The organism is Clostridium sp., assembly GCF_026168755.1.
Classification (GTDB): domain Bacteria; phylum Bacillota; class Clostridia; order Clostridiales; family Clostridiaceae; genus Clostridium.
Genome location: NZ_JAPFDR010000013.1, coordinates 22,622 through 46,566, shown reverse-complemented (window position 1 = coordinate 46,566; position 23,945 = coordinate 22,622). Strand labels below are relative to the sequence as shown.

The 23,945-nt window shown below is 28.9% G+C and carries 25 protein-coding genes; 3 read left to right on the top strand and 22 right to left on the bottom strand.

The window, feature by feature from the left end; all coding sequences use genetic code 11:
• Window positions 1-19: 19 nt before the first annotated feature.
• The gene (gene dprA / locus Q0Y03_RS07135) at window positions 20-1,075 is read right to left on the bottom strand and encodes a DNA-processing protein DprA (protein ID WP_297713153.1); all 1,056 of its coding nucleotides are present in this window, start codon (window positions 1,073-1,075) and stop codon (window positions 20-22) included.
• A 14-nt stretch (window positions 1,076-1,089) separates the two neighbouring features.
• Window positions 1,090-2,613: a YifB family Mg chelatase-like AAA ATPase gene (locus Q0Y03_RS07130; RefSeq protein ID WP_297713152.1), complete on the bottom strand. Its 1,524-nt coding sequence runs from the start codon at window positions 2,611-2,613 to the stop codon at window positions 1,090-1,092.
• 124 nt (window positions 2,614-2,737) lie between these two features.
• Between Q0Y03_RS07130 and Q0Y03_RS07125 the strand changes: the two genes are divergently transcribed.
• Complete coding sequence (locus tag Q0Y03_RS07125; protein WP_297713151.1) at window positions 2,738-3,109, top strand: YraN family protein; 372 nt, start codon at window positions 2,738-2,740, stop codon at window positions 3,107-3,109.
• A gap of 54 nt (window positions 3,110-3,163) precedes the next feature.
• Here the strand turns inward: Q0Y03_RS07125 and Q0Y03_RS07120 are convergent, their stop codons facing one another.
• The 19 genes from Q0Y03_RS07120 to pta all read right to left on the bottom strand — a co-directional run bounded on the left by Q0Y03_RS07120 (window position 3,164) and on the right by pta (window position 20,749).
• Window positions 3,164-3,985, bottom strand: coding sequence for a ribonuclease HII (locus Q0Y03_RS07120; RefSeq protein WP_297713150.1), 822 nt, complete (start codon window positions 3,983-3,985; stop codon window positions 3,164-3,166).
• On the bottom strand, window positions 3,985-4,938 hold the full coding sequence (gene ylqF / locus Q0Y03_RS07115; protein WP_297713149.1) for a ribosome biogenesis GTPase YlqF: 954 nt from the start codon (window positions 4,936-4,938) through the stop codon (window positions 3,985-3,987). Before ylqF ends, Q0Y03_RS07120 begins: the two co-directional genes overlap by 1 nt.
• 184 nt (window positions 4,939-5,122) lie before the next feature.
• Window positions 5,123-5,473 carry a 50S ribosomal protein L19 gene (gene rplS / locus Q0Y03_RS07110; protein ID WP_133014192.1) on the bottom strand — a complete coding sequence of 117 codons (351 nt, stop codon included), beginning with the start codon at window positions 5,471-5,473 and terminating at the stop codon, window positions 5,123-5,125.
• 113 nt (window positions 5,474-5,586) lie between these two features.
• Entirely contained in the window at window positions 5,587-6,300 is a 714-nt protein-coding gene (gene trmD, locus Q0Y03_RS07105; RefSeq protein WP_297713148.1) for a tRNA (guanosine(37)-N1)-methyltransferase TrmD, read from the bottom strand.
• Window positions 6,290-6,787 carry a ribosome maturation factor RimM gene (gene rimM, locus Q0Y03_RS07100; RefSeq protein ID WP_297713147.1) on the bottom strand — a complete coding sequence of 166 codons (498 nt, stop codon included), beginning with the start codon at window positions 6,785-6,787 and terminating at the stop codon, window positions 6,290-6,292. The genes trmD and rimM overlap by 11 nt, the downstream gene beginning before the upstream one ends.
• A gap of 162 nt (window positions 6,788-6,949) precedes the next feature.
• Window positions 6,950-7,189 carry a KH domain-containing protein gene (locus Q0Y03_RS07095; protein ID WP_297713146.1) on the bottom strand — a complete coding sequence of 80 codons (240 nt, stop codon included), beginning with the start codon at window positions 7,187-7,189 and terminating at the stop codon, window positions 6,950-6,952.
• A gap of 63 nt (window positions 7,190-7,252) precedes the next feature.
• Window positions 7,253-7,498 (bottom strand): 30S ribosomal protein S16, encoded by a 246-nt coding sequence (gene rpsP, locus Q0Y03_RS07090; protein WP_042396852.1) that lies wholly within the window; start codon window positions 7,496-7,498, stop codon window positions 7,253-7,255.
• Window positions 7,499-7,536: 38 nt separating this feature from the next.
• On the bottom strand, window positions 7,537-8,886 hold the full coding sequence (gene ffh, locus Q0Y03_RS07085) for a signal recognition particle protein (protein WP_297713145.1): 1,350 nt from the start codon (window positions 8,884-8,886) through the stop codon (window positions 7,537-7,539).
• Window positions 8,887-8,902: 16 nt separating this feature from the next.
• Complete coding sequence (locus tag Q0Y03_RS07080) at window positions 8,903-9,232, bottom strand: putative DNA-binding protein (RefSeq protein ID WP_133014197.1); 330 nt, start codon at window positions 9,230-9,232, stop codon at window positions 8,903-8,905.
• Window positions 9,233-9,581: 349 nt separating this feature from the next.
• Entirely contained in the window at window positions 9,582-10,496 is a 915-nt protein-coding gene (gene ftsY, locus Q0Y03_RS07075; protein WP_297713144.1) for a signal recognition particle-docking protein FtsY, read from the bottom strand.
• A gap of 11 nt (window positions 10,497-10,507) precedes the next feature.
• On the bottom strand, window positions 10,508-14,065 hold the full coding sequence (smc, locus tag Q0Y03_RS07070; protein ID WP_297713143.1) for a chromosome segregation protein SMC: 3,558 nt from the start codon (window positions 14,063-14,065) through the stop codon (window positions 10,508-10,510).
• Between the two features lie 293 nt (window positions 14,066-14,358).
• Window positions 14,359-15,390 (bottom strand): radical SAM protein, encoded by a 1,032-nt coding sequence (locus tag Q0Y03_RS07065; RefSeq protein ID WP_297713142.1) that lies wholly within the window; start codon window positions 15,388-15,390, stop codon window positions 14,359-14,361.
• Window positions 15,383-16,081: a ribonuclease III gene (gene rnc, locus Q0Y03_RS07060; protein ID WP_297713141.1), complete on the bottom strand. Its 699-nt coding sequence runs from the start codon at window positions 16,079-16,081 to the stop codon at window positions 15,383-15,385. Before rnc ends, Q0Y03_RS07065 begins: the two co-directional genes overlap by 8 nt.
• Before the next feature lie 122 nt (window positions 16,082-16,203).
• Window positions 16,204-16,434, bottom strand: a complete 231-nt coding sequence (acpP, locus tag Q0Y03_RS07055) for an acyl carrier protein (RefSeq protein ID WP_291678010.1) — start codon at window positions 16,432-16,434, stop codon at window positions 16,204-16,206.
• 161 nt (window positions 16,435-16,595) lie between these two features.
• Complete coding sequence (gene plsX / locus Q0Y03_RS07050) at window positions 16,596-17,597, bottom strand: phosphate acyltransferase PlsX (RefSeq protein WP_297713140.1); 1,002 nt, start codon at window positions 17,595-17,597, stop codon at window positions 16,596-16,598.
• A 56-nt stretch (window positions 17,598-17,653) separates the two neighbouring features.
• On the bottom strand, window positions 17,654-17,839 hold the full coding sequence (gene rpmF / locus Q0Y03_RS07045; RefSeq protein WP_005213472.1) for a 50S ribosomal protein L32: 186 nt from the start codon (window positions 17,837-17,839) through the stop codon (window positions 17,654-17,656).
• A gap of 12 nt (window positions 17,840-17,851) precedes the next feature.
• Window positions 17,852-18,349 (bottom strand): DUF177 domain-containing protein, encoded by a 498-nt coding sequence (locus Q0Y03_RS07040; protein WP_297713139.1) that lies wholly within the window; start codon window positions 18,347-18,349, stop codon window positions 17,852-17,854.
• Window positions 18,350-18,510: 161 nt separating this feature from the next.
• Window positions 18,511-19,710: an acetate kinase gene (locus tag Q0Y03_RS07035; RefSeq protein WP_297713138.1), complete on the bottom strand. Its 1,200-nt coding sequence runs from the start codon at window positions 19,708-19,710 to the stop codon at window positions 18,511-18,513.
• Between the two features lie 28 nt (window positions 19,711-19,738).
• Window positions 19,739-20,749: a phosphate acetyltransferase gene (gene pta / locus Q0Y03_RS07030; RefSeq protein WP_297713137.1), complete on the bottom strand. Its 1,011-nt coding sequence runs from the start codon at window positions 20,747-20,749 to the stop codon at window positions 19,739-19,741.
• 230 nt (window positions 20,750-20,979) lie between these two features.
• Here pta and Q0Y03_RS07025 point away from each other — a divergent pair, with 230 nt between their 5' ends.
• Window positions 20,980-22,185 carry a nucleotidyltransferase gene (locus tag Q0Y03_RS07025; RefSeq protein WP_297713136.1) on the top strand — a complete coding sequence of 402 codons (1,206 nt, stop codon included), beginning with the start codon at window positions 20,980-20,982 and terminating at the stop codon, window positions 22,183-22,185.
• Window positions 22,186-22,235: 50 nt separating this feature from the next.
• Window positions 22,236-23,408: a sporulation integral membrane protein YlbJ gene (gene ylbJ / locus Q0Y03_RS07020; RefSeq protein WP_297713135.1), complete on the top strand. Its 1,173-nt coding sequence runs from the start codon at window positions 22,236-22,238 to the stop codon at window positions 23,406-23,408.
• Here the strand turns inward: ylbJ and Q0Y03_RS07015 are convergent.
• Window positions 23,394-23,930 (bottom strand): ATPase, encoded by a 537-nt coding sequence (locus Q0Y03_RS07015; RefSeq protein WP_195514764.1) that lies wholly within the window; start codon window positions 23,928-23,930, stop codon window positions 23,394-23,396. The two genes, ylbJ and Q0Y03_RS07015, sit on opposite strands and share 15 nt — an antisense overlap.
• Window positions 23,931-23,945: the final 15 nt, after the last annotated feature.

The following is a 23,945-nucleotide window of genomic DNA, read 5'->3' as shown; positions in this document are numbered from 1 at the left end:
CTTTTACCCCCCTAAAATTCTAACTAATCTTTACGTAATAATTGCCCGGTAGGCAAATAATTTCATTTTCATTTTGCATTTCAAATAATAACTCAAACAAAGCTATTCTGTCAATATTTACACTTCCAATTATTTTATCTATATGTATAGGTTCTTTACCTATTACATCTAACAAACATTTTTTAATACTATTTTTACTACTATTTTTACTATCTTTTTTAACTATATTAAGAAACTCATATAAATCATCTTTTCCTAAAAAAGGACGTGCACCTTGATGAATTAACAAGTTACATCCCTTGCTAGATTCATTAAAAATCGGACCCGGAACCACCATAACATCTTTAGATTGATTTAATGCATAATCAACAGTTATTAGTGATCCACTTCTACTTGATGCTTCTATAACAATTACCCCATTGCTTAAACCACTTATTATTCTATTTCTTCGTGGAAAATTATACGCCATTGGTTTTGTTCCAGGCAAAAACTCTGATATTAACAAACCTTTTTCAGAAATTTTATCATATAAATATCTATTAAATCTTGGATATATAATATCTATCCCACATCCTAAAACTCCTATTGTTTTTCCACCCCTACTTAAAATTTCTCTATGTGCTATTGAGTCTATTCCAGCAGCTACACCACTTACAACACCATATGAAATATTATATAATTCAGATGTTATAAACTTAGTAACCTGTTCTCCATAACTAGTATTTTTTCTTGATCCAACAATAGAGACCATATTATAATCTAATAATGATATATCTCCCTTATAAAATATAACATATGGTGGATTTGTAATACATTTTAACTTTTCAGGATACAAACTAGAAGAATATGTTACATAATTTATGTTGTTTTTAAATAAATATTCCTCTAATTTTTCTTCTTCTATATTATTTTTAACACTTAATTGCATTAGAAAATTTTTATACAGCAATTTATCTTTAACTATATTATCAATATTATTATAAATATTTTCTTCATTATTATACTTTTCTATTAGCTTTATCTTGGATGAATCAGATATTTTTAGTGATATAAACCATATTTTATACTTATCCATATCTTAAATCCTTTCTATATTATTTCGCCAAAAACATTTTTTCTAAATCCTATAGCTTCAATAATATGATAGTCCATAATTTCAACACTACACTCTAAATCTGCTATAGTTCTAGCTACTTTTATTATTTTAGTATATCCTCTAAGTGTTATATCATATCTACGATAATACTCTTCTAAAACTCTTTTTGCACTTTTATTGATATTACATAAATTCAATACATCCTTTCCTACAATCTCTGAGTTATATTTATATTTTGTTCCCTTAAATCTTTCTTTCTGAATTTCCCTTGCCAAAATTACATTATGTCGCATATTGTCAGAATTAATTTTATCCTTTTTCCCAACTATTTCATCTACTTTTATTCTTGGAACAAAATTTAATATATCAATTCTATCTAAAAGAGCTCTAGACATTCTATTTATGTATCTTCTCCTCTCTAATTCAGTACACGTGCAAGTTGATCCTGAATCATAATCAAGCATCTTTCCACAAGGACATGGATTAAAAGTTCCAACTAATATAAAATTACTGGGCAATGTATAGCTTTCCTTTAATCTTGAAATATTGATTTTCTTATCTTCCAAAGGCTGTCTTAAAAGTTCTAATACTTCTTTTTTAAATTCTAATATTTCATCTAAAAATAAAATACCATTATGAGCTAAAGTTATTTCTCCAGCTTTTACATCCTTTCCACCGCCAATTAATGCCGTTTTGGTTATAGTATTATGTGGTGATCTAAAGGGCCTTGATATATCATACCCATCACCCCACAATCCTGATACACTATATATTTTTGCTACCTCTTGTTGCTCTTCTATAGTCATAGGTGGTAATATAGATGGCAGAGCTTTTGCCAACATTGTTTTACCTGAACCTGGAGAACCAAATAACATTATATTATGATTACCAGCAGCTACAATTTCCATAGCCTTTTTCGATGTATATTGGCCCATTATATCTTCAAATCTATTAACAAATACCTCTTTATTTTTCTCCTTTTTTTCCCCCTTATATGGGAGTAAATCTTCATTTTGTATATATGATATTACTTGATTTAATGTTTTAAAAGGAAAAAAGTTTCCTAAGACAAAACTTCTCATTTCTTTCAAATTTTCAAGTGGAAAAATGAAATTTTGCTTTTTCTTATTATCACCCTCAAAAATAATTGGTACCGCCCCTTTAACCCCCTTTAATTCTCCATTTAAAGAAAGCTCTCCAAACACTATATAATCATCTAATGACTTTTCTTCAATTTGTCCTGATACCATCAATATTCCAAGTGCTATAGGTAGATCTAAAAGGCTGCCTATTTTTTTTACATCTGCCGGAGCTAAATTTATAGTAATTCTACCTAACGGAAATTCATATCCACTATTTACTATTGCTAATCTAACCCTTTCCTTAGATTCTTTAATTGATGTATCTGGCAATCCAACAATACTGAAACTGGGAATTCCCCTAGTTATATCAACTTCAACACTTATCAATACTCCATCCAAACCTCTATGTGTAGCACTAGTTATTTTTAAAGCCATTTCTTATATCAACCCTTTCCTTTTTTCCATATTTCCTTTTTCATTATTGACATAGATTTACTTCTTTAACCTAATATGAATAAAAAAAATCATAAAGTCTATCCTTATTATTAGAGGTGAAAATATGAAAAAGTATAATAAAGCAATTGGAAATTATGGTGAGACTCTTGCTAGTGATTTTCTTATTAATAATGAATATAATATTTTAGATATGAATTATAGAAATAGATATGGTGAAATAGATATAATATGTAGAAAAGATAATCTTATAATTTTTTGCGAAGTAAAAAGTAGGTATACAAACTCCTTTGGAAACCCAATAGAATCTGTTACCTACTATAAACAAAAACAAATTATAAAATTATCTCAAATTTATTTATTATATAAAAAATATCACAATTACAATGTTAGATATGATATTATTGAAGTTGTTTTCAATAACACAAATGCATCTTTTAAAGTAAATCACATAAAAGATGCATTCAGATTATATTAATTAAAATTAGTTATTTATGAGCTTCAAATTATCAACTTAAATTATTAATAACTACTAGTTGTTAGATAATATATTAGTTAAAAATGACATTCTATGTATTTCTGTAGTACCATATGCTTTTATTCCTTCTATATGTTTTGTGGTTCCATAGCCAACATTTTCTTCAAACCCATAATAAGGATATTTTTCAGCATATTCCTTCATTAAATTATCTCTATAAACTTTAGCTACTATAGATGCAGCTGCAATACATGCAGACTTTGTATCTCCTTTAATTACAGATTTATTAGGAATTTGTATCCCCTTTACTGTATATCCATCAGATAATACTAAATCAGGCTTTACTTTTAAGTTAGTACAAGCTTCAAAAAAAACTTCATTATTACAAACACCTATTCCTCTTTCATCAATCTCTTTAGAATCACGAGATGCTATATAATATGCTAATGCTTTTTCCTTTATTATAGACGCTAACTCTTCTCTTTTTCTTTCATTTAATTTTTTTGAATCATTAATCCATAAAATTAAATCTTCATCTATAACATTTAAATCTAATACTACTGCACATGAAACTATAGGCCCTGCTAAAGGCCCTCTTCCAACCTCATCTACACCTGCAATAATATTATAACCCTCAAATGATTTATCAAAGTTATACATATTTCTAACTCTTTTAATTTCATTTTCTATTTTCTCTTTAGATTTTTGAAGCTTATCACCTAAACTATTAATATTTTTTCTTTTATCACTTTTTAATATATTTATAATTTCAATTAACTCTTTAGAATTATAAGCTTCATTTATGTTTATTTCATCTACTTTTTCTTTAACAACTTTAAAACTTAAACTGCTAATATCTGTAGTTAATATATCCATTATCTTTTTTCCTTTTTCTTTTCGTTTCTCTTTTCTTTTCTTATTCTTCTTTTTCTTTCTTTTTCAGTTTCTTCCTTAACTATTACTTCTTCTTCATCAAAAACATCGTCTGGACGTTCTAAAGAAATTTTCCCAAGCTTTCCACCTCTAAATTCATCAATAAGCATAACAGCAATTCTATTATAATTAATTTCATTACGTGCCATTATACACCCTCTTTTTCTAGCAATAGCATCAAGGTTATCTAATGGATTCTCTTGTATTTCTTCAATTCCAAATCTTTCTATCAATCTATCTGGATAATATTCTTGAAGTCTTTCAACAAGCTTATATGCTAATTCTTCTATATCCATTATTTCATCCTTAATAGCACCTGTAAATGCTAGGTTTAAAGCTGTTCTCTCATCTTCAAATTTAGGCCATAATACTCCTGGAGTATCTAACATTTCCATATCAAATGATGTTTTTATCCATTGCTTACTCTTTGTAACTCCAGCTCTATCTCCAGTTTTAGCAATATTATTTCTTGCCATCTTATTTATAAATGTAGATTTACCACAGTTTGGAACACCAACTACCATTACTCTCATCATGAACTTAACTAATCCTTTTGCTTTAGCTCTATCATGTTTTTCTTTTAATAACTCTAATAGTGCTGGTTTTATTTGTTGTAATCCTTGACCTTTTAAACAATTAACTTCTAAAACTTTAACAGTTTCACTAGATAATGTATTTATCCAATCTTTAGTTACCTTAGCTTCTGTTAAATCACTTTTATTTAATAAAATCAATCGTGGCTTACCTGCACAAAGTTTATCTATATCTGGATTTGCAGAACTTCTAGGAATTCTAGCATCTCTAATTTCTATTACAGCATCAACAAGTTTTAAATTATCTTGTATTTCCCTTTTTGTTTTTTTCATATGCCCCGGGAACCAATTTATAGTAGCCATAATTCATCCTCCTTTTTACTTATATGTTATTTATCTTTACTAATTATTTTTATATGAAACAACTCTTCATAACTTCAGAGTTGTAAGTTCGGTTAACTAAATTAAAATTTAGAATCTCACTTATATTATTGCAAACAAAAAGGGACTTAATACTAAGTCCCTTAATATCTTTATTAACTTTAAATTATCTAGTTAATAATTCCTTAACTTTAGCAGCCTTACCTACTCTATCTCTTAAGTAGAATAACTTAGCTCTTCTTACTTTACCTCTTCTTGTAACTTCCATCTTTTCGATGATTGGTGAGTTAACTGGGAAAGTTCTTTCAACTCCAACACCGTAAGCAACTCTTCTTACTGTGAAAGTTTCTCTTAAACCACCGTTTTGTCTCTTAATAACAGTACCTTCGAACATTTGAATTCTTTCTCTGTTACCTTCTTTAACTTTAACGTGTAATTTAACGTTATCCCCAACATTGAAGTTTGGTAAGTCATTTCTCATTTGTTCTGCTTCTATAGCTCTTAATATTTCGTTCATTGTGCATTCCCTCCTAAATTGATAATTGACGCTCTTAACAAATTCTTTGACAGAGGAACGCCCGTACTAGCACAAAAGTTATTGTAACATAAGTTTTTTTATATTTCAAGTTATTATTTTTTGCCATTTAATAATTTCTTATCTTCTTTTGTAAGTACTATATCCTTATATAAATCCGGTCTTCTTTCCTTTGTTATCTCTAATGATTGAAGTCTTCTCCACTTTCTTATATTCTCATGATGTCCTGATAATAATACTGATGGAACACTTTCCCCCTCAAAAATTTCTGGTCGTGTATATTGAGGATATTCAAGTAATCCTTCAGAAAATGATTCATCTTCATGACTTTCAGATTTATTTAATACTCCTGGTACTAATCTTAAAATAGAATCAATAACAGGAATAGCCGCCATTTCCCCACCAGTCAATACAAAATCACCTAGAGAAATTTCCATATCAACTTCTTTAAAAGCTCTTTCATCTATACCTTCATAGTGTCCACAAAGAAAAATAAGATTTTCTTCTTTCGATAACTCTTCTGCCACTTTTTGATTAAAAGTTTTACCCTTTGGTCCTAAAAAAATCACTTTCCCATTATTTTTTTCTTTGCAAGCTCTTATAGAATCTACAACTGGTTGTGCTGCCATTACCATACCAGCACCACCACCATAAGGATAATCATCAACCTTTTTATGCTTATTTAATGTATAATCTCTTATGTTTAAAGTATCAATTGATATTAATCCCTTTTCTTGAGCTTTCCCTATTATACTATGATTAAAAATATCAAACATTCCTGGGAATAGAGTTAGAATACTAATCTTCATCCATCCATTCTCCTACTGGTCTTATTGTAATTTTTCTTTCATCTATATTTATATCCACTACTATACTCTTTAATACAGGTATTAATAGCTCTTTTGGTTTTCTAATCCAATATACATCATTATTTTTAGTCTGTATAACATCATAGATCTTACCAAGTTCTTTTCCTTCAGTATCAAAAACTGTACATTCTCTTAAATCAGCTAAGAAATAACAATCCTCTTCAAGTTCAACTGCATTTTCTCTTTCTACTTCCATAAACTTTTCTTTAAGTCTTTCTGCATCTTCTATTTTATCTACTCCTTTAAGCTTAACTATAACTCTATCTTTTTGATATTTACACTTTTCTATCTCAACTTCTTTATCTTCAATTAAAACATGCTCTAAATCATCAAATCTTCTCATATCATCCGTTAATGGGATAACCTTGACTTCACCTTTTAAACCATGAGTATTTACTATCTTACCTACTTTTAAATTTTTACTCACTAAATTCACCTCTTATGTTAGTTTAATTTTTTCCTATATTATTTATATCAAACTTTTTATATTTTAGCAAAATAATTATTACTTCTCTCCAGATTAATTCCAATATATGTATCTTCCCCGGAGGCACGCCAGTTTTTGTCGAAAAAAAGAGTTAGGAAAATCCTAACTCTTTACATCGATAATTTCAACTACTACTTTTTTATTTTCATTTAGTGCTGCGGCTTTTACTACGGTTCTAATAGCTTTCGCTACTCTACCTTGTTTACCGATTACCTTACCCATATCTTCAGGAGCAACCCTTAACTCAAGAATTAAGTCCTGCTCTCCTTGAATTTCATTTACATGAACTTCATCTGGATTATCCACTAAGGATTTAGCAATTATTTCAACTAAATCTTTCATAAGAGTCTGCAAATACTATGTACTAATTTGTATATGTATTTTGCAGAGTTCACCTCCTAAAAATTACTTGTTAAGTCCTACTGTGTTGAATAGTCTCTTAACTACGTCTGTAGGTTGTGCACCATTATTTATCCACTTTGTAGCTTTTTCTTCATCGATTTTGATTTCAGCTGGTTCAGTTATTGGATTGTAGTACCCGATTTCTTCGATGAATCTTCCATCTCTTGGGCTTCTAGAATCAGCAACAACAACTCTGTAGAAAGGAGCTTTCTTAGCACCCATTCTTCTTAATCTGATTTTTACTGCCATTAATTTCACCTCCTTTAAATGGTTATATATATAAACTCTTAAAAAGGTAATTTACCAAATAGACCTTTCTTGGACTTTTTAGTTAATGATTTCATTTGCTTCATTTGCTTTCTCATCATTTCATGTCCTTTTATGAGTTTGTTAACTTCTTGTAATGATGTACCAGAACCATTAGCTATTCTCTTCTTTCTTGAAGAAGAACCAACTATAAGTTTTGGATTTTTTCTCTCCTTAGGAGTCATTGAATAAATTATTGCCTTTACTCTTGCTAATTGTTTTTCACCAGCATCAAAGTCAATTTCCTTCATCTCCTTAGGTACTCCTGGTATCATGTCTATGATTTTACTTAGTGAGCCTAACTTTTTCATTTGCTCCATAGCTGTTAAGTAGTCATCATAAGTAAAGTCATTTTCCATCATCTTTTGACCTAACTCTTTAGCTTCTTTTTCATCAATTGCTTCCTGAGCCTTTTCGATTAATGAAAGTACATCACCCATACCTAGAATTCTACTAGCCATTCTATCCGGATGGAATACTTCAAAATCATTCATCTTTTCTCCAACACCAATAAATTTAATTGGTTTTTGAGTCATATGTCTAATTGATAAAGCAGCTCCACCTCTTGTATCTCCATCGAGCTTTGTTAATATAACTCCTGAGATATCAAGGGATTCATTAAATGTTTCTGCAACATTTACAGCATCTTGTCCTGTCATTGAATCAACAACAAGTAAGATTTCTGAAGGATTAACTTCAGCCTTTACATCTTTAAGTTCAGTCATTAGTTCTTCATCTATATGAAGTCTACCAGCTGTATCTATAATTACAACATTATTTCCGTTTTCCCTACCGTATTTTATACCTTCCTTGGCAATTTGTACAGGGCTAATTTTATCCCCCATTTGGAAAACCGGAATGTCAATTTGCTTTCCTACTACCTCTAATTGTTTAATTGCCGCTGGTCTATATATATCACAAGCAACTAAAAGAGGTCTCTTATTTTTATCTTTTCTTAATTGTAGTGCAAGTTTACCAGCCATTGTGGTTTTACCAGCTCCTTGAAGTCCAACTAACATAATAACAGTTGGTCCAACACTAGAGAAGTTGATTTTACTTTCACTACCTCCCATAAGATCTGTAAGCTCATCATTAACAATCTTGATGACTTGCTGAGCAGGCGTTAAGCTTTCTAAAACTTCACTACCAACACATTTTTCACTAACATTTTTAACAAAAGTTTTTACAACTTTAAAGTTAACGTCAGCTTCCAATAACGCAAGTTTTACTTCTCTCATGGCTTCTTTAATATCTTTTTCGCCTAATTTACCTTTGCCTCTAAGTTTCTTAAACGTTTCTTGTAACTTATCAGCTAAACCTTCAAAAGCCATGTTAACCCTCCTATGCCTATAAATTTTCTAGAGTTTCTTTGTAATTTATGTAGTCCTCATCCATCAAAGAATATTTCTCATTAACTTCATCTAAGAATTTTGAAATCTTCTTTTCTTTTTCTAAAGACTTTTCAAGTAAATTTAATTTACTTTCATAGGCTAGAAATTGTTTGTAGCATCTTTTTATTAGGTCATGAATCGCTTGGCGACTCGTATTGTTTAATTCAGCAATCTCAGCTAAGGATAAATCCTCATTGTAATATAGCTCCATGATACTCTTTTGTTTTTCCGTAAGTAATGGACCATAATAATCCATTAACAAGGAAATCTCAACTCTATCTTCCATGCATATCACCTTACCCACACCTGAGATTCTAACAGAATAATAATTAGGTGTCAAGTATTTTTACTTAACACTTTTAAATTATTTTTTAATCCCTAAATTTAAGGTGCTAAACTCTTACTATTCCTATTAAGTTTTAATATATCACTTGGGTATCTATAGATATTTTAATGACTAATATAAATTTTCGCAACAAATTTTTTAATTAATATTTATAAATTTTATAACTTATTACAATTTATTTTTATTACTTAAAAGTTAATAGTTAAGAACTAAATTCAATATATACCTAATTTACAATATATATTTTTTATAAACAACAACTCTCTCATTCCTAACTATTAACTACTAACTAAAATAACGCTTCTACAAAGCTTTCTGCATCAAACTCTTGTAAATCATCGATACCTTCTCCTACCCCTATATATTTAACCGGTATCTTAAGAGTATTCTTAATAGAAATTACAACTCCACCTTTAGCTGTTCCGTCAAGTTTAGTTAATACTATACCATCAATAGGACAAACCTCCATAAATTGCTTAGCTTGAATTACTGCATTTTGTCCAGTAGTTCCATCTAAGACTAATAATGTTTGCTTATTAGCATCACTAAGCTCTCTATCTATTATTCTATTAATCTTTCCTAATTCATCCATTAAATTTTTCTTGTTGTGTAATCTACCTGCTGTATCACAAATAAGTAAGTCTACACCTCTTGACTTTGAAGCATTAATTGCATCAAATACAACTGCTGCTGGATCTGACCCTTCTTCATGTTTAACTATATCAACCTTTGCCCTTTCACTCCAAACAACTAATTGATCTATAGCTCCAGCTCTAAATGTATCTGCAGCTGCTAGTAAAACTTTTTTCCCTTTTTCTTTATTCATAGCGGCTAATTTACCTATGCTGGTAGTTTTTCCAACTCCATTTACACCTATTACTAAAATAACTTCTTTTCCATTTTTCTCTTCATAACTTTCTTTAGTGTCATCTATCATCATTTCAGCAATTACACTCTTTAAAGCCGGTCTAACTAATTCAACATCATTGATTTTTTCTTTTCTAATCTTATCTTTTAATCTTTCAATTATCTCCATTGTAGTATCCATACCTATATCAGCCATAATAAGTATTTCTTCTAACTCTTCATATAAATCTTCATCAATTGTTACTGCTAAATTTAAAGCCTCATTTATTTTATCAGTTAATGCATTTCTTGTTTTTGTTAATCCACTCTTAAGATTATTAAATAATTTACCAAACATATTACTACCTCCTAATTCTCCGACAAGTCTACTGATACTACTTTAGATATCCCCTTTTCTTCCATGGTTATACCATACATTACATCACTAGCTTCCATTGTTCCTTTTCTATGTGTTATTACTATAAATTGAATATTTTCTGAGAAAGACTTTAAAAACTCTGCATACCTATAAACATTAGCATCATCTAGTGCCGCCTCTATTTCATCAAGTATACAGAATGGAGTTGGTTTCATTTTCAATATTGCAAATAATAAGGCAATTGCAGATAAAACCTTCTCTCCCCCAGACATTAAGTTTATATTTTGAAGCTTCTTACCTGGCGGTTCAACATTTATTATTATATTAGAACTTAAAACATCATCTCCACCTAAAATAAGCTCTGCACTTCCGCCCTTAAACAACTCTTTAAATGTTTCTCCAAAGTTTTCATTTAATATTTTAAAATTCTCTTTAAACAACTCTTGCATTTGAACAGTCATTTCATTTATAACTTCAATAAGCTCTTCTTTAGCTTTTTGTAAATCTAATTCTTGTGATGACATAAACTCATATTTTTCACATACTTCGTCATACTCTACTATTGCAGATAAATTTACAGTTCCTAAAGCTGCTATCTTTGATTTTAATATAGAAATTTCATCTTTAAGTATATTTATATTTTCAACACTAATAGCTATCTCCTTAGCTTCAGCAAGAGTTAAATTTAATTCACTATTTAATCTATTATAAAGAGCTTCTTGCTCACTTTCTATTTTAGCATGTTGTATTGCTCTTTTGTTTAACTCATTTTCTTCAACTCTTATTATTTCTATTATCTCACTAGTTATACTTTCCTTAGCTTTATGGCTTTCTTTAAGTTCAACCTTAATAACTTCATCTTCTCTAAAGGAATTTTCTAGCTCTAAAACTCTTTTTTCTATTTCTCTTAATATACTTTCTTTATTTCCAATACTTTCTGATAAAGAATTAATATTATTATGCTTAATAGAAATTTCGTTTTGTAAATGCTTTATCTTATTTTCTTTTTCCCTTATCTCTAAATTCTTAGAAGACAATTGTATTCTTTGCCCTTGAAGGCTTTCCTCTAAAGTTGCACTATTAACCTTTAAGTTAACTAACTTTTCTTTTAAAGAATCTCTTTCTTTATTATTGTTAGCAAGTTCTTCTTCAATTAATTTAACTTTTTCTTTTCTCTCTGCACTTTTAACATCTAATTTATTAAGTTCTTCTTTTTTATTTTCTAATTTTTCTAGTAATAATTTAATTATATTGTTATTTTCTTCTCTTTGCCTCTTAGAGTTTTCAATATTTTTGCTTAACTTATCTCCATCATTTACGAGATTTTTTATTTCACCTTCTAATACTGTTAACTCTATATTTTTACCATGAATTTCTTCTCTCTTATTTAATATCTCCTCATCTAATTGCTTTATTTTTAGCTTTATTTCATTAAATTTAGAGACTTCATTATTATACTCTTCTTTTAGTTTTAGTATATTTTGAGCTAATTCTTCAATTTCTCTTTTTCTCCCTAAAAGATTAGCATTTTTACCTTGGATGCTACCTCCAGTTAAGGCTCCTCCAGGATTAATTACTTCACCAGTCAAAGTTACTATTTTATAATTATGTCTACCAATTTTTGATATATTAAGTGCGCAATCCATATTTTCTGCAATTATAGTTCTACCTAAATTATATTCTATCACACATTTATATCTCACATCATATTTTAAAATCTCTGAAGCAATTCCAATATAACCATTAGCACTTTTAATATCATTAGGTACATCTAGCTTCTTCCCTCTAATAATATTTAAAGGTAAAAATGTAGCTCTACCTAACCCTCTACTTTTTAAGTATGAAATTAAATTTTTAGCATCAGTATCATTAACTGTTATTACATTAGATATTGATCCTCCTAAAGCTATTTCAATGGCAACTTCATATTTCTTTTCAACTTCAAAAATTTCCCCTAATACTTTTATATCTTTTATTCCTTGAACTCTTCCTTTTTCAACATGGTCCATTAAATTCTTGACAGTTCTATTATATCCTTCATAATGCTTTTCCAAATTTTCCAAAGTATTATGTGTAGCCTCTGATTCATTAATTTTTTTTGATAACATTTTAAGCTTATTATCTTGATTATTTAAAATAGAATGTGTTTTAGATAATTCTCTCCTTACTGATACTACTTCCTCTTCTAACTTGGAAATATTATCCTTTGTATGTATTAGTTTTAACTTAACTTCATCTATAGTACCTATATTAATAGCTAAGTTTCCTTCTAAAGTAACTATTGATTTATCTAAATTTTCTAATATATTATTTTTATCATTTATTTCTTTCTGCAAAGTTTGAATTCTATTATTAATATCAGAATTTTTAGATATAATTTCAAATTCATTATTTTTCAAAATATTAAGCTCTTTTTCTATTTTATCAATTTTTATATTTATCTCATCAATTAATTGCTCTACATTTCTAATTTCAGCGCCTTTATCTTTACTTTCCTCACTCTTTTCATTTAACTGATTTTCTAAATCTTTCTTTTCTAAGATAACTTTTTCTAAATTATCTCTTAAAATCTCTATTTCCTTTTCTTCTTTCTCAATTAACTCTTTAAAGTTATTAACTCTTTCTTTAAAAAGTTCAATATCTCTTATATGATTAGTAGCTTCTTCTTTTTTTGTATAATACTCTTCTTTTTCTAACTTATTTTTCTTTTCTATATTTTCTATTTTTCTTTGTAATTCATCTAGAACGTTTTTATGAGATTTAAGCTTCTCTCTTTTCTCATCTATTGACTCTTGTCTTTTTTCAATTTCATTTGATAAACCTTCTATATCCCTTGAAACTCTATCAATATGATTAACTAATATAGAAATTTCCTTAACATTTAATTCTTCTGCTAAAGCTTTATATTTTACTGCCTTTTCTTTTTCTATTCTTAATGGCTCAAGTCTCTCTTCATAAGTTGCTATTATATCTCTAATTCTAACTAAATTACTATCAGTATTATCCAACCTCTTTTCAGCTTCTTCTTTTCTAGACTTATATTTAACAATTCCTGCCGCTTCTTCTAATAAAGCTCTTCTTTCCTCTGGCTTACCACTTAATATTGCATCAATTTTACCTTGTCCAATTATAGAATATCCTTCCTTACCTATACCTGTATCCATAAATAATTCAGTAATATCCTTTAATCTACATTTTTGATTATTAATTAAGTACTCTGTTTCGCCAGATCTAAATATTCTTCTAGTTACCGTTACCTCATTGTAATCTGTTGATAATGTTCCATCTGAGTTATCTAAAGTAAGGGATACTTGTGCAAGCCCTAAAGGTTTTCTAAATTGTGTTCCTGCAAAAATAACATCTTCCATTTTACCCCCTCTAAGATTTTTGACGCTTTGTTCTCCAAGCACCCATCTTACCGAGTCAGAAACGTTACTTTTTCCGCTACCATTAGGTCCAACAACTGCAGTTACTCCTTTTTTAAACCTCAATTCAGTCTTATCTGCAAAAGATTTAAATCCACGTATCTCAAGCGACCTTAAAAACATAAATACACTCCTTATCTTTTTATATAAAAGCTGGTAATAAACTTATTAAAAATACTATAAGCATAAAAATAGTAATTCCATACATCATCTTTTCTCTTGTCTTTGCTTTCATAATAACTCACACTCCATTCTTTTTTTAGTTTATAGCAAAGCTAAAGAAATATCAATAAAACAATGACAAGATTCAAAGCTAATAAACAAGAATATTATTTATCTTGATACATAGCCTTTGCCCCTTGTCACCTAATTCTATATCTTTATTTTTTTAAATAACATAGTTTAAATTGCCACAATTATATTTTAAATTCTTCTCTCTTCTCAATAACTGTTAGCTTAATTTTTCCCTTTTTCACCTTATTATTAGTATTAACATATACCTTACCGGCTCTATTAGCTAAGAACGCTTTAAAATACTGCTTTTTATTAGTATATAATTTACTAACATCTTTTTCATTAATTTCAATTATAATATCCTTTTCCTTTGGACATTTTTTATCTAAAGTTTCACAAATTAAGTGCCCTTCTACTAACTCTCTAAAAGCTGGATGGAAAGGTCCATCTACTATATCCTTTCCTGTAGTAATAGTATCTGTAGGTTGTAATCCAATTCTAATTACTTTAATTTTAGCTTCATTATATAATTTAAGCATTTCACCACTAATATATACAGCTTCATTTAAAGAATATGGAACATAATCACCTCTATTATACATATCCTCCATAGGTGTATCCTTAATAACTAATGATGGATATATTCTACATATATCTGGTTTCATTTTAATGGATTTTTTAGTAGTCTCTATATCTATCTCAAAACTATCTCCTGGTAATCCTGGCATTATTTGATGACCTAAAGTAAATCCAGCTTCTTTAATAAGCCTAGATGCAACTATTACATCATTAACACTATGCCCTCTTCCAGCCTTTCTTAAAACTTCATCATCTAATGATTGAACTCCAAGCTCTATTATATCAACTTTATATTCTTTTAAATATCCTAAAATATAAGGTAATATAGCGTCTGGTCGTGTTGATAGTCTTATTTTATGTATTAACCCCTTTTGCTTATATTCTCTAGCAACGCCTAATAACTCCTTTTGCTTATTAACATCAATTGCAGTAAATGTTCCCCCAAAGAATGATACTTCTATAGTAGCTCCCTTGCTATTTATAGTTTCTAAATATTCATCTATAATTTTTCTAACATCACTAGCAAATACTTCTTCATATTTTCCCGCTATTCTATCTTGATTACAAAAAACACATTGATGTGGACAACCTTGATGAGAAATAAAAACAGGAATTATATAATAATTCTTACTCATTCCTTCCCTCCAAAACTTTTAAAGCTGCTTTTGCTGCATTTTGCTCTGATTCTTTCTTACTATAACCTTCTCCACAAGTTAACTCATTATTATCAATTATAAGTTTAGTATAGAATTTTCTTCTATGAGGAGGTCCTTCAAACTTAATAAGTTCATAAATTATAGATATCTCCCCATTTTTTTGAAGATATTCCTGCAATCTAGTTTTATAATCTAATATTATATCATTATTTATTGCACGTTTTATTATGTCCTCAAATCTACCTATAATATAATCTTTTGTAAACTCTAATCCTTTATCTAAATATATAGCAGCTATTAAAGCTTCTACAGCATCAGCTATTAAAGATACTCTTTCTCTTCCTCCAGTTAATTCTTCACCTTTACTCATTCTTAATAAGTAACCTAAGTTTAAAGATTTTCCTATTTCATATAAAGAATTTTCACAAACAATTAAACTACGAATCTTAGTTAATTCTCCTTCGCTTTTTTCCTTATAATTTAAAAATAAATATTCAGTAATACATACTTGAAGAATAGCATCTCCTAAAAATTCAAATCTTTCATTATACTCTTCATCTCTGTGTTGGTTAGCATAAGATGAATGAGTTAAAGCTGTAAGTAATAATTTAGGCTCATTAAACTTAATACCTATTATATCTTCAGCTTCTTTCTGATAGAAATTATTCATTATTTACACTCCTTCAAGTTTATTCTTCAACTTGCTTATATAAACAAATTCAAGAATAAACTATTCCCATTTTTAATTAAAGTATTTATAAATAAAATCCCGCAAATACTGCGGGATTTTATTTATTCCTCAACATGTGACTTTACAAAATTAACTACATCACCAACAGTTACAAAGTTTTCTGCATCTTCGTCTGGAATTTCCATATCTAACTCATCTTCTAAAGCCATTATAAGTTCAACTATATCTAAAGAATCTGCATTTAAGTCTTCTAAAAATGCTGAATCCATAGTTATTTCGTCTTCATTAATGCTTAGTTTATCAGCAATGATTTCTCTAATCTTTTCAAACATTCTTTCACCTCCTAAACACACCCATTTAGATAATAGTATATATTTTGATTGCCGTCAATATACATTACTTATATTTATTATCAAAACAACTAATAAATAAAAATTTTAATTTTACTTAATGTATAATAAAATATATTAAAAATTACAAGTAATTTTAAATACTAAGCTTTTAGTTCTAGTTCTTCCTTAATCTTATCTAAAACTTTGCTATCATAGAACTGTTTACTTTGTCTTATAGCATTTTTAAAGGCCTTTCCATCAGAACTACCATGAGCTTTAATACAAATTCCATCAACACCTAAAAAAGGTGCTCCACCATATTCTTTATAATCAAATTTTTTCTTTATACTTTTAAATACAGGTTTCAATAAAAGGGCTCCAACCTTTGCCTTAACACCAGAAGAAAGCATTTCATCTTTAATTATATTTAAAAGAGTAGATGCTGTACCTTCATACATTTTTAAAATTGTGTTACCAGCAAAACCATCACAAACAAGAACATTAGTATCCCCTGAAGTAACATCTCTCGGTTCTACATTACCTATAAAATTTAGTCTTTCTTCATTCTTTAATAATTGGTATGTATTTTTAGTTAATTCATTACCTTTCTCTTCTTCAGCACCAATATTGACCAATCCTATACTCGGATTTTCTACATTTAATACACCTTTATAATATTCTCTTCCCATATGAGCAAATTGAACTAAATACTCTGGTTTACAATCTACATTAGCCCCTGCATCCACAATCATAAATGGCGCATTTTTACCTGGCATAATAGGCGTTAAGGCTGGTCTCTTAACCCCTTTAATTCTTCCAATAATAAAATTACATCCTGCTAAAAAGGCTCCTGTGCTCCCAGCAGATAAAACCGCATCACACTTTTTCTCCTTAACTAGGTTTAAAGCTTTACACAAGCTTGAATCTTTCTTTTTTCTTATAGCCATAACTGGATGCTCATTAGTTGATATAACTTCTTTAGCATCTATTATAGTTATTTTATCACCTGTATAATTTTCTTTCCTTAATTGCTCTTTTATTACCTCTTCCGGTCCTGTTATATAAAACTCTAAATCATTAAATTCATTAAGAGCTTGCACTACCCCATTAATAACTGCTTGTGGTGCATTATCTCCACCCATACCATCTATAGCAATCCTCATTTCTTTCACCCCTTATTTCTTTATATACAAAGAAAAGAAAGTCATAAGACTTTCTTTTATTCTTCAGTTGAAGCAACTACTTCTTTACCTTTGTAGAATCCACAGTTCTTACAAACTCTGTGAGCCATCTTCATTTCGTGGCATTGTGGACATTCAACTATTCCTGGTAAGCTTAACTTAAAAGTTTGAGCTCTTCTAGAATCTCTTTTTGCTCTATATGTCTTTCTAGCTGGATTTCCCATTATTACACCTCCTTATTCCCCAAACAACTCTCTAAGCTTTGCAAGCCTAACATCAACATCATAATCTAAACAACTACAATTTTCAACATTTTTATTTATACCGCACTGAGAACATAGTCCCTTACAGTCTTCCTTGCAAAGTCTTTTGATAGGTAAGGTTGAAATAATACTATTTTCAATAATCTCGGTAATATCTAATGTATCACCATCTACAAACATAATTTCCTCACAGTCAAGTTCCTTATTGTTTGTAAACCTTTCTTCTATATCAATATCTATTGGATAGATAAAGGTATCTAAGCATCTAGAACAATTTAGCTTTAACTTAGTTTTTATAGAAGCATTTATTACTATGACATCATTTTCTGATATTGCAACACCTTCTACATAAACTTTTTCAACTGCCCTAATTTCTTCTCCTTCGAATTCAAATGGTTCTAACTCGAATGATAAAGATATTTGTTTTTTTCTGTTCTTTTTAGATAGTAAATCTGAAAAATTAATTACCATATCTTAAATTCTAAGCATACTGCTTATTATGTACATAGTATATTATACACTAAGTACAGCTTGAGCTAAAGCAGTATTTCACTCCTCGCTAAAATTTACTGAATTCAAACACAATTTATTATATAAAGGTCCACATTAAAAGTCAAGCTTTATTACATAAATTACTTTTGGATTAATTCTAACGTATCTCTAGCAATCATTAATTCTTCGTTAGTTGGTATAACAAAAGCCTTAACCTTGCATCCTTGCTTAGATATTTCTCTTATCTTACCTCTAACATTATTAGCTTCTCTATCTATTTCTACTCCTAAGAATTCTAATCCTTTTAAGCACTCTTCTCTAGTTTCTGGTCCATTTTCTCCTACACCAGCAGTAAATACTATAGCATCTACTCCACCCATTATAGCAGCATATGATCCGATTGTAGCTCTTACTTTGTATTCAAATACTTTTAGTGCTAATATCGCTCTTGGATCCTTATCTTTGAAAGCACCATCTTCGATATCTCTGAAATCTGAACTTATTCCTGATATTCCAAGAACACCTGACTTTTTATTCATTAAGTCATTAACTTCATCAACTGATAATCCTTCTTCTTTCATTAAGAATGTAACTATAGCAGGATCTATGTTACCACATCTTGTTCCCATTGCAACACCTTCAAGTGGAGTGAATCCCATTGAAGTATCAACAGATACACCATTTTTAACAGCACATAAACTTGCACCATTTCCTAAATGACAAGTGATTATCTTTAAATCTTTAATATCTCTTCCCATAACTTCAGCAACTTTTTGTGAAACATACTTATGTGAAGTTCCATGGAATCCATATTTTCTTATTCCGTGTTTCTTGTATAATTCATATGGTAAAGCATAAATATATGCTTCTTCTGGCATAGTTCCGTGGAAAGCAGTATCAAATACAGCTACCATTGGAGTATTTGGCATTAATTCTTCACAAGCATTAATTCCTATCATGTTTGCTGGGTTATGAAGTGGAGCTAATTTAAAGCATTCTTCTATATATGACTTAACCTCTGCATCAATTATAACAGACTTATTGTACTTTTCTCCACCATGTACAACTCTATGTCCTACTGCTGAAATTTCATCCATTGAAGAAATAACACCGTTTTTCTCATCAACTAACGCTTCTAAAACTAACTTTATTGCATCTTTATGATCTGCCATTGGTTGTTTTACTATATATTTATCTCTACCTTCAACCTTTTGAGTTAAAACAGAACCTTCAATTCCTATTCTTTCAACTAATCCTTGTGCTAGTGATTCTTCTGTTGTCATATCGATTAATTGATACTTAAGTGAAGAACTTCCACAGTTTATAACTAATACTTTCATCTTTGTACACCTCTTAAATTGTTTAATTTTACTTTTTTGTATTTTGTGCTTGTGCTTGCACTGCAGTTAATACTACAACATTAACAATATCTTCTGAGTTACATCCTCTTGATAAATCATTAATTGGTTTTGCAAAACCTTGACACATTGGTCCTATAGCCTCTGCTCCTGCAAATCTTTGAACTAATTTATATCCAATATTACCTGATTGTAAATCTGGGAATATTAATACATTTGCTTTACCAGCAACCTTACTATTTGGTGCTTTTTGTGCTGCAACACTTTCTACTATAGCTGCATCTAATTGTAATTCACCATCTATTAATAAGTCTGGTCTTAATTCTTTTGCAAGTTCTGTTGCTTTTCTAACCTTATCAACCATTTCATGATCAGCGCTTCCCATTGTTGAAAATGATAACATCGCAACTCTCGGCTCTACTTTACAAAGGTTACGCGCTGTATCAGCAGTTGCAATTGCAATAGCTGCTAATTGTTCATAATTCGGATTAGGGTTAACAGCACAATCTGAGAATAATAACATTCCATTTTCTCCATACTTAGATCCTGGTACCATCATTATAAAGAAACTTGATACAACAGATACTCCTGGTGCAGTTTTAATAATTTGTAAACCTGGTCTTAATAAATCTCCAGTTGTGTGAACAGCACCTGATACCATTCCATCAGCATCATCTAATTTAACCATCATTGTTCCAAAGTATAATGGATCTCTAACGATTTTGTCAGCCTTCTCTAAAGTCATACCTTTACTTTTTCTTGACTCATAAAATGCATTTATATAATCTTGAAGTCTATCTGATTTGTCTGGATTGATTATTTCAACACCAGTTAAATCAACTCCAAGTTCTTTAGCTTTTTCTAATATTTTTTCTTCGTTACCAACTAGGATTGGAAAAGCTAATCCTAACTTTTGAATTTTTTCAGTAGCAATGATAGTTCTTTCTTCATCACCTTCAGGTAAAACTATTCTTTGCTTATTTTCCTTAGCCGCATTCCATAATTTATCCATAAGTTCCATATTTAATTTCCCCTTTCGATTCTGTACGGTCTCATCTTCACTATTACTATACTCCTATGACTATATATTTTTCAATACCTAAATTATCAAAAAAATTAATTCTTTATATTATAAATTTTCTGAATTTTACTGTATATTTCATGTTATATAATATAAATATTATATAAACTCTTTTACATTTCCTCCTCTATGCTATAATATTTTTATATTTCCCAAAAAGGAGTTTAAATATGAATGTAACAGGAATAATTACTGAATATAATCCATTTCACAATGGACACCTTTATCATTTAAGTGAAGCTAAGAAAAACACTAATGCTGATGCTATTATTTGTGTAATGAGTGGTAACTTTGTTCAAAGAGGTGGTCCTGCAATAATTGATAAATGGCAAAGAACTGAAATGGCTTTAAATAATGGAGTTGATTTAATTATAGAACTTCCAACATACTACGCAGTTTCATCTGCTGAATTTTTCGCAAAAGGCGCTGTATCAATACTTCATCACCTTGGTGTAGTAAACAACTTATTTTTTGGTTCAGAGTGTGGAAATGTAGATAAATTAACTACAATTTCTAAGGCTTTAGTCAATGAAGATTCAAAATTAAAATCTCTTATAAAAGAACATTTAGCTAAGGGGGATACATTTGCAAAAGCTCGTGAAAAAAGCTTAATTGAATACTTAAAAGATGAGGATATAAACAAAATAATAACTTCATCAAATAATATTTTAGGTATTGAATACATAAAGTCTATTCTTAGATTAGACAGCAACATTACTCCTTCTACCCTTAAACGAGAAGGCTCTAATTACAACGATAAAAATATTTCTAATTCTTTTTCATCTGCTACATCAATTAGAGAATTATTAAAAAATAAAAATTCTTTAGAAAAATTAAAAAATATAATTCCAGAAGAATCTTTTGAAATATTTAGTAAATTGCAAGATAAAAATTATCCTTTTGTCTTTGATGAAGATATGTTTAAATTTATTAAATATAAAATCCAAACAAACTGTATAAATTTTAACAATCTTTACGAGATAATAGAAGGCATAGAAAATAAATTAATAAAAGAAATATCTTCATCAAATTCTTATGAGGATTTTATTTTAAAAGTAAAAAGCAAGCGATATACATACAGTAAAATTTCAAGAATTCTAACTCATATATATATTGGTCTTGATTCTAATAATTTTTTAAATATAAGTGATCAAAATAACCTTTACGCAAGAGTTTTAGGATTCAATAAAACAGGTAGAGAGGTTCTTTCATTAATAAAGGCAAACTCTTCTATTCCTCTTATTACTAAGGTACCTCGTTTTATCGATAACCCTTTATTAAAACTTGATATACAAGCTACAGCAGCTTACTCAAACTTAAATAATAAAATAGATCCTAATAGCGATTATATTATAAGCCCAATAATAAAATATTAATAATACCTTATGTATACCGCATATAAATACTATAGATGGGAGGGACTACCATGTATAGTATTATTTTTTTATTAATAATCATATTTTTTCTACTGTTAATATTATTTAAACTTTTCAACAAAAACCAAAATTATTTTATATGCATTTTAATAACTGGATTTATTTTTATTTTTGTATATAATCTAGAAAATTGTATAGATGCTGCACTAATTGGAGTAAACCTAGTTGTAAAGACAATTATTCCAACGATTTTTCCATTTTCGGTAATATGTAATCTTTTAATTTCTTACGATGGAGTTGGCTTATACTCAAAAATATTAGGTCCAATTCTTTGTAAACCTCTTAAGCTTTCAAAATCCTCTTCATTCCCTATAGTAGCTAGCTTTTTAAGTGGTTATCCTCTTGGTTGTAAATATTGTTGTGATCTTTACTCCCTAGGATACATAAATAGAAGAGAGTTTGAAAGACTTTTAAATATAGCTAGTAATGCTAGTCCTATGTTTATAATAGGATCAATTGGAGCTACAATGTTAGGTGATATAAGATTAGGTTTTATTTTACTTATTGGTAATTATTTATCTTCAATTATTGTAGGTATTTTAACAATGAATAATAGTAAAACTTCCTCAACTTTGAAAGAATTACCTAAAAATAATATCAATACGAACTTTGGTTCTGCTTTAAAATCAGCTTTAGATAATGGAATTAACACCACTTTACAAGTAGGTGCTTTTGTAGTTTTATTTTCCATAATTATAAGCATAATAAAAAACAATACTTATATAAGCATTGTTTTTTATAACATAGAAGAATTTTTAAATCTTCCTAAATATTCAATTTACGGACTCTTTTTAGGCAGTGTTGAATTTACTAATGGTTGCAAACTTATAACTACTTTACCTCTAACACTACCATTTAAATTAGCTATAATAAGCTTTATTTGTTCTTTTTCTGGGTTATCAGTAATAGCACAAATAAGCTCATTTGTCTATAAATATGATATTTCTATAGCAAAATATAGCTTTATAAAGTTTATCCAAGGAGTAATAAGCTTCATAATAACTTTTATCCTAAGCAGTGTTTTCTCACTACAATATACAGCTTATACATCCACTACTACTATTGATAATTACAATATTTCAATAATAATTTCATTATCTCTATCACTTTTACTAATAGGAACTTTAATAATTTTATTATTAAAAAAATTACATCGTTCTTAGCTCAGCTATATTTTCTTTAATTATTGTTCCTGTTTGAGTTAAATTATCATCTATTTCTTTTGCTACTTTTTCAAAAGACTCTTGCATAGATTTAATTAATTGAGCTTTTTGTTTTTCTATTTCAACATCTAACTGCATTAAAATTTCATTTGAATATTCTCTAGAACCTATTCTAATAGCTTTAGCATCTCTTTGTGCTAGAGCTATTATTTCACTTGCTCTCATTTTAGCTTCTCTAACAAGATCATGAGTTTCAACATTTTGTTTCATTATCTCAACTGTTTCTTTTTTAGCATTATCAAATTCCCTTTGAGCTTCTTTAAGAATTCTATCTTTTTCATTAACAACCCATTGCGCTTTTTTAAACTGATCTGGCAAATAATTAATTATTTGATCTATCACTTCATTAAATTCTTTCTTATCAATAATTGTCTTTCCTGTTATAGGCATTTTAGGCGAACTTTCCACCATATCTTGCAGATACTCTAACAATTCAATAACATTCAATTCTACTTTTTCCAAAATATCCTCTCCTAT